19 protein-coding genes are annotated in these 14,373 nt (G+C 38.7%); 12 read left to right on the forward strand and 7 right to left on the reverse strand.

The annotated features are described in order from the left end of the window. Nucleotides 1–8 precede the first annotated feature (8 nt). The 3 genes from QFZ28_RS27125 to QFZ28_RS27135 are packed head-to-tail and all read left to right on the forward strand — an operon-like array spanning nucleotide 9 to nucleotide 2,239. Nucleotides 9–869 carry a carbon-nitrogen hydrolase family protein gene (locus QFZ28_RS27125; protein WP_307197727.1) on the forward strand — a complete coding sequence of 287 codons (861 nt, stop codon included), beginning with the start codon at nucleotides 9–11 and terminating at the stop codon, nucleotides 867–869. Nucleotides 870–887: 18 nt separating this feature from the next. Continuing rightward, nucleotides 888–1,550 carry a GNAT family N-acetyltransferase gene (locus QFZ28_RS27130; protein ID WP_307197728.1) on the forward strand — a complete coding sequence of 221 codons (663 nt, stop codon included), beginning with the start codon at nucleotides 888–890 and terminating at the stop codon, nucleotides 1,548–1,550. A 20-nt stretch (nucleotides 1,551–1,570) separates the two neighbouring features. Then, nucleotides 1,571–2,239 carry a GNAT family N-acetyltransferase gene (locus QFZ28_RS27135; RefSeq protein ID WP_307197729.1) on the forward strand — a complete coding sequence of 223 codons (669 nt, stop codon included), beginning with the start codon at nucleotides 1,571–1,573 and terminating at the stop codon, nucleotides 2,237–2,239. Nucleotides 2,240–2,552: 313 nt separating this feature from the next. Here QFZ28_RS27135 and QFZ28_RS27140 read toward each other — a convergent pair whose 3' ends face one another. Beyond that, nucleotides 2,553–2,741, reverse strand: coding sequence for a YfhD family protein (locus QFZ28_RS27140; RefSeq protein ID WP_063254529.1), 189 nt, complete (start codon nucleotides 2,739–2,741; stop codon nucleotides 2,553–2,555). A gap of 91 nt (nucleotides 2,742–2,832) precedes the next feature. Next, entirely contained in the window at nucleotides 2,833–2,967 is a 135-nt protein-coding gene (locus QFZ28_RS27145) for a YfhE family protein (protein ID WP_082799616.1), read from the reverse strand. 144 nt (nucleotides 2,968–3,111) lie between these two features. On the opposite strand from QFZ28_RS27145, the gene recX reads away from it, so the two are divergent. Further along, nucleotides 3,112–3,921, forward strand: coding sequence for a recombination regulator RecX (gene recX, locus QFZ28_RS27150; RefSeq protein WP_307197730.1), 810 nt, complete (start codon nucleotides 3,112–3,114; stop codon nucleotides 3,919–3,921). 9 nt (nucleotides 3,922–3,930) lie between these two features. Here recX and QFZ28_RS27155 read toward each other — a convergent pair whose 3' ends face one another. Then, complete coding sequence (locus QFZ28_RS27155; protein WP_307197731.1) at nucleotides 3,931–4,608, reverse strand: SDR family NAD(P)-dependent oxidoreductase; 678 nt, start codon at nucleotides 4,606–4,608, stop codon at nucleotides 3,931–3,933. A 77-nt stretch (nucleotides 4,609–4,685) separates the two neighbouring features. On the opposite strand from QFZ28_RS27155, the gene QFZ28_RS27160 reads away from it, so the two are divergent. Next, a complete protein-coding gene (locus QFZ28_RS27160) occupies nucleotides 4,686–5,009 on the forward strand; it encodes a YfhH family protein (RefSeq protein ID WP_307197732.1) in 324 nt (107 codons plus the stop codon). Nucleotides 5,010–5,058: 49 nt separating this feature from the next. Here QFZ28_RS27160 and QFZ28_RS27165 read toward each other — a convergent pair whose 3' ends face one another. Continuing rightward, nucleotides 5,059–5,232, reverse strand: coding sequence for a small, acid-soluble spore protein K (locus QFZ28_RS27165; protein WP_179602579.1), 174 nt, complete (start codon nucleotides 5,230–5,232; stop codon nucleotides 5,059–5,061). A 134-nt stretch (nucleotides 5,233–5,366) separates the two neighbouring features. Here QFZ28_RS27165 and QFZ28_RS27170 point away from each other — a divergent pair, with 134 nt between their 5' ends. Then, entirely contained in the window at nucleotides 5,367–5,636 is a 270-nt protein-coding gene (locus QFZ28_RS27170; protein WP_307197733.1) for a YfhJ family protein, read from the forward strand. 118 nt (nucleotides 5,637–5,754) lie between these two features. On the opposite strand, the gene QFZ28_RS27175 is transcribed toward QFZ28_RS27170, so the two are convergent. Then, entirely contained in the window at nucleotides 5,755–6,735 is a 981-nt protein-coding gene (locus QFZ28_RS27175; RefSeq protein WP_307197734.1) for a metal-dependent hydrolase, read from the reverse strand. A 121-nt stretch (nucleotides 6,736–6,856) separates the two neighbouring features. Here QFZ28_RS27175 and mutY point away from each other — a divergent pair, with 121 nt between their 5' ends. Then, nucleotides 6,857–7,951 (forward strand): A/G-specific adenine glycosylase, encoded by a 1,095-nt coding sequence (gene mutY / locus QFZ28_RS27180; protein ID WP_307197735.1) that lies wholly within the window; start codon nucleotides 6,857–6,859, stop codon nucleotides 7,949–7,951. Between the two features lie 545 nt (nucleotides 7,952–8,496). On the opposite strand, the gene QFZ28_RS27185 is transcribed toward mutY, so the two are convergent. Continuing rightward, nucleotides 8,497–8,721, reverse strand: coding sequence for a hypothetical protein (locus tag QFZ28_RS27185; RefSeq protein WP_306077253.1), 225 nt, complete (start codon nucleotides 8,719–8,721; stop codon nucleotides 8,497–8,499). A gap of 109 nt (nucleotides 8,722–8,830) precedes the next feature. Between QFZ28_RS27185 and fabL the strand changes: the two genes are divergently transcribed. The 5 genes from fabL (at nucleotide 8,831) to QFZ28_RS27210 (ending at nucleotide 13,141) form a co-directional block, all read left to right on the forward strand. Beyond that, a complete protein-coding gene (fabL, locus tag QFZ28_RS27190) occupies nucleotides 8,831–9,580 on the forward strand; it encodes an enoyl-[acyl-carrier-protein] reductase FabL (protein WP_307197736.1) in 750 nt (249 codons plus the stop codon). A 76-nt stretch (nucleotides 9,581–9,656) separates the two neighbouring features. Then, complete coding sequence (locus QFZ28_RS27195; RefSeq protein ID WP_307197737.1) at nucleotides 9,657–9,983, forward strand: gamma-type small acid-soluble spore protein; 327 nt, start codon at nucleotides 9,657–9,659, stop codon at nucleotides 9,981–9,983. Nucleotides 9,984–10,270: 287 nt separating this feature from the next. Continuing rightward, a complete protein-coding gene (locus QFZ28_RS27200) occupies nucleotides 10,271–10,528 on the forward strand; it encodes a YgaB family protein (RefSeq protein WP_307197738.1) in 258 nt (85 codons plus the stop codon). A 192-nt stretch (nucleotides 10,529–10,720) separates the two neighbouring features. Continuing rightward, a complete protein-coding gene (gene ntdP, locus QFZ28_RS27205; protein WP_179602571.1) occupies nucleotides 10,721–11,251 on the forward strand; it encodes a nucleoside tri-diphosphate phosphatase in 531 nt (176 codons plus the stop codon). Between the two features lie 114 nt (nucleotides 11,252–11,365). Further along, a complete protein-coding gene (locus QFZ28_RS27210) occupies nucleotides 11,366–13,141 on the forward strand; it encodes an ABC transporter ATP-binding protein (protein WP_307197739.1) in 1,776 nt (591 codons plus the stop codon). Between the two features lie 68 nt (nucleotides 13,142–13,209). Here the strand turns inward: QFZ28_RS27210 and QFZ28_RS27215 are convergent, their stop codons facing one another. After that, nucleotides 13,210–14,001, reverse strand: coding sequence for a mechanosensitive ion channel family protein (locus tag QFZ28_RS27215; RefSeq protein WP_307197740.1), 792 nt, complete (start codon nucleotides 13,999–14,001; stop codon nucleotides 13,210–13,212). Nucleotides 14,002–14,373: the final 372 nt, after the last annotated feature.

Raw genomic sequence — 14,373 nt, forward strand, 5'->3', positions numbered from 1 at the left:
GAAGAACGATGAAATTACGTGTCTCAGTTGTACAATATCACTTACATACGATTCATTCCTTTGAAGAATTTGCGGCACAATGCGAGCATTATATAAAAACGGCGGAGGAATTTGGAGCAGAGTTTGTCCTATTCCCTGAATTCTTCACTACGCAGCTGCTATCGATTGGAAATGGGCAGGGACAGCGTATGACAATCAATGACTTACCACGTTTCACTGAACAATACCGAGAATTGTTCTCGAATTTTGCCAAGCAAACCAATATGCACATTATTGCAGGTACACATGTTATTGAAAAAGGCAGCAAGCTTTTTAATACAGCTCATTTATTTTACCCAGATGGAAGGATAGGCGAGCAGGCAAAGCTTCATATTACCCCTACGGAAGTAAACGAATGGAACATGGAGAAAGGTGACAGCTTTCAAATCTTTGAAACAGACAAAGGGAAAATTGCCCTGCTTACCTGTTATGACATTGAGTTCCCTGAAATCGTCCGCATCGCAAAAGCTAAAGGGGCCGACGTGATTTTTTGTCCATCTTGTACTGATGACCGCCACGGCTTCCATCGTGTACGTTATACAAGTCATGCTCGTGCTATTGAAAATCAGGTATATGTCGTTTTAACCGGAACTGTCGGTGCACTGCCAACCGTTGATTTTATGCGTGCTAATTTCGGTCAGGCCGTTATTATTACACCAAATGATATTCCGTTCCCGCCAAAAGGTATTCTCGTGGAAGGGGAAGTGAACAACGATATGATTGTGACAGCTGACCTAGATTTGGAGTTATTATACGAAGTTAGAGAACGAGGGTCCGTAACTACGTGGCGTGACCGGAGAACGGATTTATATCCGGATTGGGAAAAATAGTGGAAGGGTGGAATTGCAGTGTATCATAGTGAATTCTATGTATTTGACCAAGATAAGCCAGTTCCTGTGACTATTCGCAATTACACTCAAGATGATTTTGACGAACTTATACAAATACAGTCAGAATGTTTTCCACCGCCATTTCCTTCAGATTTATGGTGGAATAAAGAACAATTATCGAACCATGTGATGAGATTCCAAGAGGGTGCCATATGTATTGAAGTAGATGGAGTATTAGCTGGGTCTCTTACAGGCCTTTGTGTTCAGTTTAATCCCAAACATATGCAGCATACATGGGAAGAAATTACGGATCATGGATACATTAAAAATCATAATCCAAGCGGTGATACACTCTATATCGTAGATATTAGTGTACGCCCAAAGTTCCGAAAACTAGGTCTAGGAAAATTGATGATGCAAGCCATGTACCATGTTGTGATCCAGAAAAAGCTGGTCCGATTGCTTGGCGGCGGCAGGATGCCCGGGTTTCATAAAGTCGCTGACACCATAACACCAGATGAGTATGTAAATAAATTACTAACAGGGGATTTAAAGGACCCGGTTATTACCTTTTTGCTTCGCTGCGGCCGGAAACCGATTGGTATTGTAGAAAATTACCTTGAAGATGAAGAATCGTGTAATTATGCAGCACTAATGGAATGGAAAAATCCATTTAATTAAACATAGGGAGAGTGTTAATAATGGAATATAAACGAATTACTACGATTGAAGATCCAAACTTTAAAAAGCTTCATGATTTAATGGGAGAAATTTTCCCGCCGGAAGAGGTCTTAGAGTATGACTTATGGAAAGAGCCTTTAGAGGATCCCGGTATTCGCGTATTCGTTGCTGTTAACGGCGAGGAGGTTGTAGGAGCAACCGAGTATCGTTATTATCCGGATTGGAATATTGCCATGACAGATTTCACGATCATTAGTATGCCTGGCCTCAGCCTAGGGCGGTTCTTAGCACAGAACCGCTTAAAGGATTTACAAAAGCTAGCTGGTGATAATGGTAAAGAGCTTTTCGGTATGTTTGCCGAAATTTATGATCCATATCGGGTAGGTCACGAGTTTGGCGGTGTGAAGGTAATGGACCCTTATGTACGGCGTGAGGTTCTTTCACATTTAGGTTATAAACGAATCGATTTAGACTATGTACATCCTTCATGGGAAAATAATGGAGAAGCTGTAAAAGGACTCGATTTTTGCTTTATGCCGATGAACGATGAGCTGAACTCTATTTCTGCGTCCCTGGTTGCTGAATTTCTAACCACTTATTACTCCATTCTTTCCAATAAACCGCAGGAATGGCTCGATATGGTTGCACACTTAAAAACGAAAGAAACCGTTTCATTGTTACCGCTTTAGTTGATTTTTAATATAAACAACTTATAAAGTTCACATACTATTCATATTTATACCATTAATATGTTAAAAAGCTGTGAAAACCATTGTTATTGCAATTTAAGGGGAGTATATTGTAGTTGTAAAGGAGATAGTGATCCATTCACAATCACCTAGTATCAGTTTTACCGGGTCCTATTGCCTAATAATGGCATAAATCTCTCTATAGGGCACGATGATTTAATCAATTTTTCCCCCTTATAAATTTTTTAAAGAAGCAGGAAAGAACCTGCTTCTTTTTTTTGCAGCAAAAAATGCTGCCCATTTTTTAAAAGGGTTATTTGTTTTTTCTGCGCTTTACGCGCTGGTTGGCTGCATTTGCTCGTGCCATTGCTTCAAGGTCTGCATGATCAGCAAATTCAGCGGAATATTCCACATCATAACCATCTGATTTCATGTTTTTAGGAACCTGTGGAAGTGATGCTTTGTTTTTATCACGAGTTTTATGTCCCTGCGCACGACCCATTAGAAAAACCCCTTTCATGTTAGCAATAAGGAACGTAAGAAGTTCCCTCTATTAGCTTTACCATTTGAAAGGGGTCCATTAATGGAAAATATTAAAGTTTTGTCTTACTGTCGTTAAAACCGCCGGCACGATCTGCTAATTTAAAGTCACGCTGATACAGTACCTCTTGGGTACTAGTTAGGCTGTATTTCCCTCTGCCCATATCCTTTTTCTTTTTTCCTGCCATATTTGCTCATTCCTTTCAACATTTTTGTTAATCGTTAAAAAGCTTATGGAAAAAATTAAGCACATTCTCCATTTTTACCTTATCAGAATGGAATGATACTCAAATGTTAAAAAAATATGGTAAAGTAAGGGTGAGGTGACGGATATGGCTGTTATTACGAAAATCACCACACAGCAGAAAAATAAAGATCGCTTTAATATTTTTATGGATTATGGTAAGGGCGAAGAATATGCCTTTAGTGTCGATAGTGATGTACTTGTAAGGTTTCATTTAAAAAAAGGGTTGGAGATTGATGAACTTTCCATCCAAGAAATACAGTATCAAGACGATATTCGAAAGGCCTATAATCTAGCTGTTAATTATTTAGCTAGAAGAATGAGGTCAGAAAAGGAAATAAAGGATTATCTTACACAAAAGGAAGTAGAGGAACCTATCATTAATGAAGTTCTATATAAATTGGCTTCTCAAAAATACATTAATGATGAGGAATATGCCTTCTCCTTTGTACGGACTCAAATGAATACGACAGATAAAGGCCAAGACTTAATCACTATGGAGTTAAAAGAGAGAGGAATTACCGAGGTTCTTATTAAACAGGCTATTGCACAGTACTCTAAAGAGGAACAAGTTGAAAAAGCCATTAAGGTATCTGAAAAATTAATAAAAAAAAGTAAAAAGGAATCCGAGCGAATTGTTAAGCAAAAAGCGGAACAATTGCTGTTAAGAAAGGGTTATCCCTTTGAAGTTATTCATTTAGCACTAAATGAAGCAGATATGGATAAAGCACAAGATGAGGAAATGGCAGCGATTAGGTATCAGGGCGAAAAAGCTCTCCGGAAGTATAGTAAATATAGTGGTTTTGAATACGAACAAAAAATGAAACAAGCCTTATTTCGAAAGGGCTTTTCAATGGAATTAATTGAAGAATATTTAAGAGAAATCGAAAAATCATGACGCTGTTGGTCATGATTTTTTACTTTCGATGATAATCTCATTCTGATCAATTTGCTCGAGAATCATTTCGGCTACCTCTTTAGCTGAACGAAAGTGTGAAGAATCTGCTATGTGATCGCTTCCTTCCCAAAAAGGAGTATCCATCCCACCCATATAAACAGCTTTAACTTTAATTGGGCTATTTTCATATTCCTTTTGCAGACTCTCAGTAAAGCCTCTAACAGCAAATTTACTTGCCGCATAAACCGCTTCATTGACCTTTCCTCTTAGTCCTGCAGTTGAAATAATATTCATCAGCAGACCTTCACCCTGTGCTTGGAGTAATGGTAATACAGCTTTTGTCATTAAAATGGTACCAAAAACGTTCGTATGAAGCATCTCGCTAATTTCTTGTTGTGCTATTCTAACAAAAGGACCAAAATGTCCGACACCAGCATTATTGATTAAACCAAAGATATTATGGTCTTTACTTAGTTCTTCCACTTTTTTTAAAATATCAGATTCCTGTTGAACATCAAGCACAACGTAATTCGACATACCGCCTACTTGTTCTATTTCGGTTTTTACAGCAGAAAGTTTATCCGCAGATCTTCCAGTCAATAGGACATGATAGCCTTGCTGCGAATATAGTAAGGATAATTCCTTCCCTAATCCTGAACCTGCACCGGTTACAATGATGGTTTTCATTGTAATCTCTCCTTTATTAATTTCATAAAACTAACTATACTAAAATAAAAGAAAAAACGAAAATGGGAGTGGGGAAAATGCATCAGGAAAGACGATACAGCGCCATGACGGAGCAAGAATTAAAGCAGGAAATCGCCCAGCTGTTAGAGAAAGCGAGAAAAGCAGAGCAAATGGGTATGGTGAGTGAATATGCAGTGCTCGAAAGAAAGGCAGTTATGGCACGAGCGTATCTATTAGATCCAGCCAATTTCAAGCCAGGAGAAATTTATGAACTTGAGGGTGACCCAGGGGAATATTTTAAAATAGACTATCTTAATGGTGTATTTGCTTGGGGGTACCGTCTAAAAGGTGATGGAAAAGAAGAAGCTTTACCTATCTCAATGTTAAAAGAACTCAAATAAATAAAACAAACCAGAAAACAAGTCTCTGGTTTGCTCGCTGTTTTAAGCCCTACAAAAACTCAGGTGTATCTTTTTCACGCTGACCAGAAGCACGCATCCGCTCCTGTGGGTGTGTATTGATTGTGCCATCGGCTCTTCTAGAAGCATATTCTGCTTTTGCTCTTGGCTCTCCCTCGAGCTTGTTGTTGTTCTGATTAGGGAAATTGGTTTCTTTATTTCTCATGCTGTACCTCCAGTTAAAGGGAATGAGAAACCGTGAATAGCAAAGTGTCATCACAACAGTGCTTATCACGTGTTAATAGTATTGGAATTTTAGGAGTAGGTTATGTTATAAGAAATTGGTAATGAGGTGAATGTATGAACGATTATCATGAAAGATTAACAAAACTTTTGTTAGAAAAAAACGAATTGCTTTCCTATAATCAAGCAAGAACATGGGTTGAGTTAATGTGGGAGGATTTCGAAACCACCGCAGCAAAAGCAGGAAGAGATTATCTTGGCAGCGAAATGACGGAAAGAATCGTTAGACAATGGATTGAAAATTATGGCGGGAGACTCCATGATTTTGTGGCCAAAAACCCAAAATACAAAGATTTCCTCATCGAAGACAAAAATACAATGAATTAAAAAGGCGAGCGACCCAAAGTCACTCGCCTTTTCTATTGTCTTCACAAGCAGCCTAGGTGCCCGGGGTCATAAGCGTGTCTAGTTGCGGCTCCTTGTCAAGGTACTTCCGCTTTTCGATTTAATTTGGAATAATACTAAGCTTTTTCCGTAATTTCTTTTCGCTGAACACCCAGCCGGTGTAAGAACTTATTGGGTTTAACTCTAAATCTAACTGAACCACCGCAACGAAGGGATAATGCCCATTGCTTCGGTACCTTAAATCAATAAATCGAACTTCATAATGGTCATCGTACTCATCTAATTCCCAGCGGTACACAGGGGAAAAGGATAGAAAGGCAGCAAGATTACTATCTTTTTTTGCTGCTTCAAGCACTGGGGTTTTGGGAACCGGTACGCGCTTGAAACGATCATATATCACAATATTTGTCCCCATTGCCCTTCCCACAAAGAACTCCTCTTCATTCATAGCGGCTATTCTCCAGAAGTTAAACTTCATGGTTGGTGAAGTGATAATATCTGTCGCATCCGGAATTATTTTTCTTACGGCTTCCCGTACTTTCGCTTGGGCATAAAAACGAAGTAAATAATACCCAATTAAAACGATGAACATTCCTAAAAAGGTATAACCAGGGTCTGCGCCAATAACCCAAATAACGATGGCTGCCACGTGAATTCCAAAGATGATGGGATCAAAGGTATTGATTACTCCCAGCGCCACCCATTTAGATGTAAAAGGGCGAAGGGCTTGTGTCCCATAAGCATTAAAAATATCTACAAAAACATGGATGAAAACCGCTGCAAATGTCCACCCCCATAGGTGAAGAAGATTAGCTGTTGGAAAGAATGGATAAATCACCGCTAAAAGTATAAGGGGCCATAAGAGTACAGCCGGTATCGAGTGAGTGACACCACGATGATTACGAATATAAATCGCATTATTTCTCAACTTTAACACGGTATCAATATCCGGTATTTGTGATCCAGCGATAGTAGCAATTAAAACACTTGTAGCAGTTGCTGAATTACTGGCAACCACCGGATCAAGAGTCGCAAGACCGCCAAGGGCAATTCCCATAACAACATGAGTTCCAGTATCCAAAAGGAAAAATCCTCCTTTAATAAGTTGTTGTCAAAACACACAATTTGGCTTATCGTTAAAAAATGCTTATTATTATATTCCCTTATTTCGTTTTGTTTAACAGGCTGGAGGAACTTTACTAATGGTAAATGAGTTGAAAAATATAGAAAAAATCTCAATAAAAAAATTTCAGGAAGATTTAATTTCATGGTTTAAAGCCGAACAACGCGACCTGCCATGGAGAAAAGATCAGGACCCGTATAAAGTATGGGTCTCAGAAATCATGTTGCAGCAAACTAGAGTTGATACGGTTATTCCTTATTTTAATCGATTTATCGAATGGTTTCCAACAATAGAAGATCTGGCCAACGCAAATGAAGAGAAAGTTCTAAAAGCGTGGGAAGGACTAGGTTATTATTCGCGGGTAAGAAATTTACATTCTGCTGTCAAAGAAGTGAACGCTAACTACGGTGGTCAAGTACCAGATACACCAAAAGAGATTTCAACCCTTAAGGGGGTTGGTCCTTATACAGCAGGAGCAATCTTAAGTATTGCCTATGGTGTACCTGAACCGGCGGTAGATGGTAACGTGATGAGGGTTTTATCAAGAATCCTATTGATTTGGGAGGATATCGCAAAGCCATCAACTAGGAAGGTTTTCGAAAACGCGGTTAGGCAGGTGATCTCCCATGATGAACCCTCTGCATTTAATCAGGCATTAATGGAACTTGGTGCATTAATCTGTACCCCCACATCCCCTTCTTGTTTGCTCTGTCCAGTAAGAGATCATTGCCAAGCGTTTCATGAGGGAGTCGAGACAAAACTTCCCATTAAAACGAAAAAGAACTCACAAAGAAGTGTTGACCTTGCTGCAATTATTGTTAAGGATGAAAGTGGGAAAATATTAATTCATAAACGTCCTGAAAATGGGCTGCTAGCAAATTTATGGGAATTTCCAAATGTTGAACTTCATCAGCCATTTGTAATGGAACGTGCCCAAATTTCCGGCCTATTTAGAGAATCATTTGATATGAATATTAAATTAGAAAAAAATATTGGTCAAATAGAACATATTTTTTCCCACTTAGTCTGGAATATCCGTTTATATATAGGCACAATAGACGCGGAATTTTTGGAGAATGATGAATGGAAATTTATCACCTTAGATGAAATAGAAGAGCATGCTTTTCCAGTTTCTTTTCATAAAATGCTTAAGCTGTATAAAGAATATAGTTAGAAAAGTGAGTAAAAGGGTCCGTTTCCTATCACAAAACGTCAATTTTCACAGGAAAATGCGAACCAAAATGAACCCTTTTTGCACTATAAAAACGCATTACCGCCCTCTCGGTATTAGATTTTTGTGTGGGGTATAAGAATAAATAGGCGGAGAATTTCCTGTTAATGTATATAAGGGAAGCTTAAGAACGGATATAAGCGGAGATATTCCGATTAACTGCTTTAAATAAGACAAAATCCAAAGATTTGGTTAAGATAATCGGAAAAACTCCCCTTATTTTTAAGGAAATATGGGTATTTTCCAATTTAGCCGGAAGTTTTCCGTTTATTTTTCATATACAGCGATAGATCAACATTCAGTTATAACAGAGCTAAACTAAACCACATTTCAAACCAAATTTTCTCCCAAGTAATGATAGAAATCCCTTTATATCAACAAAAATAGACCTTCAAATTACCTTTCAATTTGAAGGTCATTTTGCATTACATTTTTAATGTTTGCGATAGTTAACGGAACACGTTACCTTGTGTGGCGTTCTTTTTACATTAATCATAACTAACTTTGGTTCCATGTGTATAATCAGCTTCTTGACGCTTGATCCCGCCGCGATTTTCAATTTCTTCAATGATTTCACGGTGAATGGTTACACCTTCACTATTTAAGTAGGGTGCTATTTGCTGCAATGAGTGGTGAAAGAAGGCTAGTTCGCTGTCCCTCCATTCGGCTTTAGAGACCATAGAAAGTTCTGTCATATCCCGTCCTACATACATAATCTTCTTCCTTTCTCATTTTAATAGCCTTAGGTTTTGTAATCAATTGTCATCTATACATTAAAACGCTAAAATGATAATAACTTGTTTTGGAAGGGAATTAGAGTAAATGACACAAAAAGTAGCACTCATAACAGGAAGCAGCCGAGGAATAGGAAAAGCCACAGCCTTAAGGCTGGCTCAAGCAGGATATGACATCGTCATCAATTATGCTAGAAGTAAAACATCAGCACTTAAAGTAGCAGAAGAAATTGAAGCGATAGGTAGAAAAGTATTAGTGGTAAAAGCAAATGTCGGTGATGTAAGCAAAATAAAGGCAATGTTCCAACAAATCGAGGAGGAATTTGGCAGGCTGGATATTTTTGTTAATAACGCTGCCTCAGGAGTTCAACGACCTATAATGGAACTAGAAGAAAATCACTGGGATTGGACCCTAAATATTAACAGCAAAGCATTATTATTTTGTGCTCAAGAAGCAGCTAAACTAATGGAGAAAAATGGCGGCGGGAAGATTGTCAGCATAAGTTCTTTAGGATCAATTCGTTATTTAGAAAATTACACGGTAGTAGGGGTATCTAAAGCAGCCTTAGAGGCCTTAACAAGATATTTAGCAGTAGAATTAGCTCCGAAAAATATCGTGGTTAATGCCGTCTCTGGTGGGGCTGTCGATACAGAGGCATTAACTCATTTCCCCAATCGTGAAGAGCTTCTCCAAGAAGCAAGGGAGAAAACACCAGCGGGACGAATGGTTGAAATCGATGATATGGTCAATTGCGTTATGTTTCTTTTATCAGAAGAATCAAGTATGATTCGGGGGCAAACACTTATTGTTGATGGCGGCATTTCGTTATTAGTGTAATGATAATTTTTTTTAAAATTTTTTTGGATAGTCTCATCACCTCCTGGGTATCTTAATTTTTGTGGAGGTGATTAAAATGGCAAACAACTTCAATCAACAACCAAACAAAACTTCTGCTGGGACTAACATCCAAGAAGTTAGACAACAAAATGCACAATCTCAAGGTCAAGGTTCAGCTGGTCAATTTGGCACTGAATTCGCTAGCCAAACAGATGCTGCAGAAGTAAGAAGACAAAATCAGCAATCTCAAAGCGGTCAAGGTTCTGCTGGGGCTACTGGTTCTGCTGGTCAATTCGGAACTGAATTCGCTAGCCAAACAGATGCTGCTGAGGTTAGAAGACAAAACCAGCAATCTCAAGCTAACAAAGGCCAAGGCAATTCTGGTCAATTTGGTCAAAGCTAATAAATTCGTAAGCAGAAGGCGCTCTCATTCGATAGAGCGTCTTCTTTCTGTGTTAAATAATATTGTCTAGCTACAGCGCCTAGGGGCTCGGGGTCATAAGCCAATCCGTCAAGAAGGTTAAAGAGCAACCTTCTAGCCGGCTCGTCTTATGCCTGTCGCCCATGAACAAGGCGCTTCCGCTTTTCGTTATTCGACAAAAGTTCTGTTGAGTCTACATAAGTAGTCAAAGGATAAAACTGATTGTTAAAGAATACATAGTAGATAGAAAAAATAAGGCGGTGTGGTAAATGGATCATTTTAACCGTTTAGTATCTGAGCAGATGATGACAATGGAAAAATTACTATACCTTCAGGGAGAACTTGAACGTTGTCAAGAAATCGAACAACAACTACTGGCTATACAAAACGAAACCGAGTTAGAAAGTGTCCAATTTGATATCAATCAAATGAAAAAAGAGCTAAAAGAAATTCAGGAAATTTTTGAAAAACAAACAGAAGAAGTGATTCAATCGTATCGTCAAACTGACTTGGAACCTTCCATTTAGGTCAAAAATGAAGAAATGGTTGAAAAATATGCACTTTTTTTCAAAGAGTCATTGAAATCAATGGCTCTTTTGTTTTAAATTCTTTATGCAACCGTTATAATAATAAGAAATAGTAAATGATTTGTTACCATTTGTCTTTTAGGTGCGTGAATATAGGTTACAAAGCGTTTAGGAAGGAAGAAGGGGAGAATCATGGGCGTACCCATCGAAGGAGAACCAATACAAATACATAGCTATAAACACAATGGGCACATCCATCGCGTCTGGGAAGAAACGACCGTTTTAAAGGGATCCCAAAATTTAGTAATTGGCGGGAATGATCGCACAATTGTAACGGAATCAGATGGAAGAACATGGATTACTAGGGAACCAGCGATTTGTTATTTCCATTCACAATACTGGTTTAATATTATTGGAATGATTCGTGAAGATGGTATTTACTACTATTGTAATCTCAGCTCACCATTTATTTTTGATGGCGAAGCAGTTAAATATATTGATTATGACCTTGATATTAAGGTGTTCCCTGATATGACGTTTAATTTGTTAGATGAAGATGAATATGAACGCCACCGTCGTGAAATGAAATATCCCGAAGTGATTGACCAAATACTAAAAAGAAATGTTGAGAAGCTCATTCATTGGATTCGGCAGCGTAAAGGACCATTTGCGCCTGATTTTATTGATATCTGGTATGAGCGTTACTTAACTTACAGACGTTAATGGAAAATGCTTCAACGCCATGGAAAGATGATGAAGGCACCTACACAATATAGTAGCTGCCTTCATCATCTTTCCCTGTTCTTATCAAGGTGATTCAGGAAGGGGGGCCAATCTTTGAGCAGTGTTCGCAGGTATCTCGAATTTGTTAAGCCATATCGCCTTCAAATTATTGGGACCATTATTATCGGGGTTGTAAAATTTGCTATCCCGTTAATCATTCCCATGCTTATTAAGTATGTAGTGGATGATATTATTGGCAAAGGTGGTTTAGCCAACGATGAGAAAATAGAAAGATTACTTCTGATCATGGGGGTAATGATTGTTGTTTTTGTATTCTTAAGGCCGCCGATCGAATATTATCGCCAATATTTTGCACAATGGACATCAAGTAAAATTTTATACGATATCCGTGACCGAATGTATACACATATCCAGAAGCTCAGCTTTAAGTATTATGCTAATACTCGGTCAGGAGAAGTCATATCACGCGTTATTAATGATGTTGAGCAGACAAAAACATTTGTCATCACCGGTTTAATGAATCTGTGGCTCGACATTGCGACAATTGTTATCGCAATTATTATAATGTTTTATATGAATATTAGTCTAACGTTGGTCTCCATTTTGTTATTTCCACTTTATGCGATCTCAATAAAATTCTTTTTTGGTAATTTACGAAAACTCACGAAGTCTCGTTCACAGGCACTTGCTGAGGTCCAAAGCTACCTCCATGAACGTGTACAAGGAATGCCCGTGATAAAGAGCTTTGCAATCGAAGAGTTTGAGCAGACACAGTTTGATAAACAAAATAAAAACTTCTTAGATAAAGCGTTAGAGCACACCAGCTGGAATGCAAAGGCGTTTGCAGCTGTTAACACGATTACCGATATCGCGCCTTTGCTTGTTATCGGCTACTCAGCCTACCTTGTTATCCAAGGAGATTTATCGCTAGGAACGATGATGGCGTTTTTTGCTTATATTGATAAATTGTACAATCCGTTAAGAAGACTTGTGAATTCTTCTACAACTCTCACGCAGTCATTTGCCTCTATGGACCGGGTATTTGAATTCCTTGATGAAAAATATGATATTGTTGACGCTCCTAATGCCGTTGAGTGCAAGGATGTGAAGGGGGATATTACATTTGATCATGTCCAATTTACTTACAATGAATCTGAGGAAATGATTTTGAAAAACATCAATCTTGATGTAAAAAAAGGTGAGACGATTGCCCTTGTTGGGATGAGTGGAGGTGGCAAGTCGACGCTTGTCAGCCTGATTCCTCGTTTCTATGATATTACGGAAGGGAAAATACTTTTAGACGGAGTGGATATCCGCCACTTCCAGGTCCAATCCTTGCGAGACAAAATAGGGGTCGTTTTTCAGGACAATATCTTATTTAGTGACTCTGTTAAGAACAATATATTATTGGGGAAACCCGGGGCAACAGATGAAGAAGTCTATCAAGCTGCGAAAGCGGCCAATGCACACGATTTTATCGTGAATCTGGCAAATGGATATGATACAAAGGTCGGTGAAAGGGGAGTAAAGCTTTCAGGTGGTCAAAAGCAAAGAGTGGCCATCGCCCGTGTGTTTTTAAGAAATCCGCCGATTCTGATATTAGATGAAGCAACTTCTGCTCTTGATTTAGAAAGTGAACACTTGATTCAAGAAGCCCTTGATAAGCTGGCGAAGGACCGGACGACCTTTGTGGTAGCCCACCGTTTATCCACCATCACCCATGCTGATCGAATTGTCTTAATCGAACATGGCAAAATTGTCGAAGTAGGCAAACATGATGAGTTAATGGTAAAACAGGGCCATTATTATAAGTTATTTCAAGTCCAGCAGTTAGAACAGCATAAAGAAAGCGCTCCGCTACAAGCATAGAAAAGAGCAACAAAGGGTCTGTCCAAAAAGTCGTATAACCGACTTTTTGGACAGACCATTTTTTAATGTTATCGGATTGTGCTTAGGCTCTCTGCCATCATCAAGTCGTTTTTGTAGGCAGCCATTGCCAGTTCATAGCGAACCTTTTTGCCCGCTTCCACGAAGTCCTCTTCCTTCACAAGACCCGATATTGAATACCGGTGACCACTAAAATCCACGTTCAGTTCGGTGATATGGTTGAATTTGAAACTCTCTAAGGGAACTCCGTTCTCATCCTTCAACAGGTATTCACCGTATTTCTCGTTGCATGTCCGTGCCACTTCCTCCATTACCCTGAAGGCATCGTCTGGATTTTGCTTATAGTTGAGGACAAGGCTTTCAATAACCCGGCGCATTCCCCGGTTCCCGTTTTGTAGTTCCTTAATGCTGCTATAGGAGACCGTATAGAGATATCCGTCATACTGGCGGATTTTTAGGTAGCGCATACTGATTTCTTCAATTTTTCCCTGACGGTTCCCATTGATGATGACAAAATCTCCGTGATGGATCTGGCGCTCAAACAAGTAGGTTAGCCCCATTATGTAATCACGAATGATATGCTGAAGAATTAATGCCAAGGCACTTGCCACCACTACCGAACCAGTGAAGAATCTTGTCAGGTTGAAGAAATGGCTAAGTACATAAATTATAAATAATACCAGCCCAATTACTTTTGTCACCTGGTTGGAGAAATGCATCAATGTCTCTTCCCGCTTTGCGTCCAAGAAGCTCGTTTTGTCAAAGAAAAGCTTGATGGATTTACGAATCAAATAAACTGTAAGTATAATCAGCAGTGCCACTGTTAAGATTTTTACGGGCAACTTCTCGAATAGTTCCAAGGAAAACATCCTATCAACCCCCACTTTTTACACTATACCAAAGAAAAGCGTATAAGGAGAAAACACTCCCTAACAAACCTTAACGATAGCATGTTTTTATTAAAAAAAGAAGCCCTAATAGGGCTTCTTGAGGAACGATTTTATGGTCATTATGTGTTTTCCGCTGCTAAATGGATATTAAAAGATATAGAGATAAAGTCCAATGTGGGAATCAATCCTAGGCAAGATTAATGTGCTTTTTGGCTTAAAGTTCTTAATGGACTATTTGGTGAAGATTAGTTCGAGAACAAGTAAAAAATTCATCTCTCATTATTTAATGAATTTGAGAGTTAAACTAATAGGGGCAGATTGCTC

The organism is Neobacillus niacini (genome assembly GCF_030817695.1).
In the GTDB taxonomy this organism is placed as follows: Bacteria; Bacillota; Bacilli; order Bacillales; family Cytobacillaceae; genus Neobacillus; species Neobacillus niacini_F.

Bases quoted from the DNA above. Each gene is read 5' to 3' on its own strand.
- recX (WP_307197730.1), top strand. From the start codon at position 3,112: ATGGCTGTTATTACGAAAATCACCACACAGCAGAAAAATAAAGATCGC.
- fabL (WP_307197736.1), top strand. From the start codon at position 8,831: ATGACACAAAAAGTAGCACTCATAACAGGAAGCAGCCGAGGAATAGGA.
- QFZ28_RS27165 (WP_179602579.1), bottom strand. From the start codon at position 5,232: ATGAGAAATAAAGAAACCAATTTCCCTAATCAGAACAACAACAAGCTC.
- QFZ28_RS27140 (WP_063254529.1), bottom strand. From the start codon at position 2,741: ATGGGTCGTGCGCAGGGACATAAAACTCGTGATAAAAACAAAGCATCA.
- QFZ28_RS27145 (WP_082799616.1), bottom strand. From the start codon at position 2,967: ATGGCAGGAAAAAAGAAAAAGGATATGGGCAGAGGGAAATACAGCCTA.
- QFZ28_RS27125 (WP_307197727.1), top strand. From the start codon at position 9: ATGAAATTACGTGTCTCAGTTGTACAATATCACTTACATACGATTCAT.
- QFZ28_RS27155 (WP_307197731.1), bottom strand. From the start codon at position 4,608: ATGAAAACCATCATTGTAACCGGTGCAGGTTCAGGATTAGGGAAGGAA.
- QFZ28_RS27200 (WP_307197738.1), top strand. From the start codon at position 10,271: ATGGATCATTTTAACCGTTTAGTATCTGAGCAGATGATGACAATGGAA.
- QFZ28_RS27135 (WP_307197729.1), top strand. From the start codon at position 1,571: ATGGAATATAAACGAATTACTACGATTGAAGATCCAAACTTTAAAAAG.
- mutY (WP_307197735.1), top strand. From the start codon at position 6,857: ATGGTAAATGAGTTGAAAAATATAGAAAAAATCTCAATAAAAAAATTT.
- QFZ28_RS27170 (WP_307197733.1), top strand. From the start codon at position 5,367: ATGAACGATTATCATGAAAGATTAACAAAACTTTTGTTAGAAAAAAAC.
- QFZ28_RS27160 (WP_307197732.1), top strand. From the start codon at position 4,686: ATGCATCAGGAAAGACGATACAGCGCCATGACGGAGCAAGAATTAAAG.
- ntdP (WP_179602571.1), top strand. From the start codon at position 10,721: ATGGGCGTACCCATCGAAGGAGAACCAATACAAATACATAGCTATAAA.
- QFZ28_RS27195 (WP_307197737.1), top strand. From the start codon at position 9,657: ATGGCAAACAACTTCAATCAACAACCAAACAAAACTTCTGCTGGGACT.
- QFZ28_RS27185 (WP_306077253.1), bottom strand. From the start codon at position 8,721: ATGTATGTAGGACGGGATATGACAGAACTTTCTATGGTCTCTAAAGCC.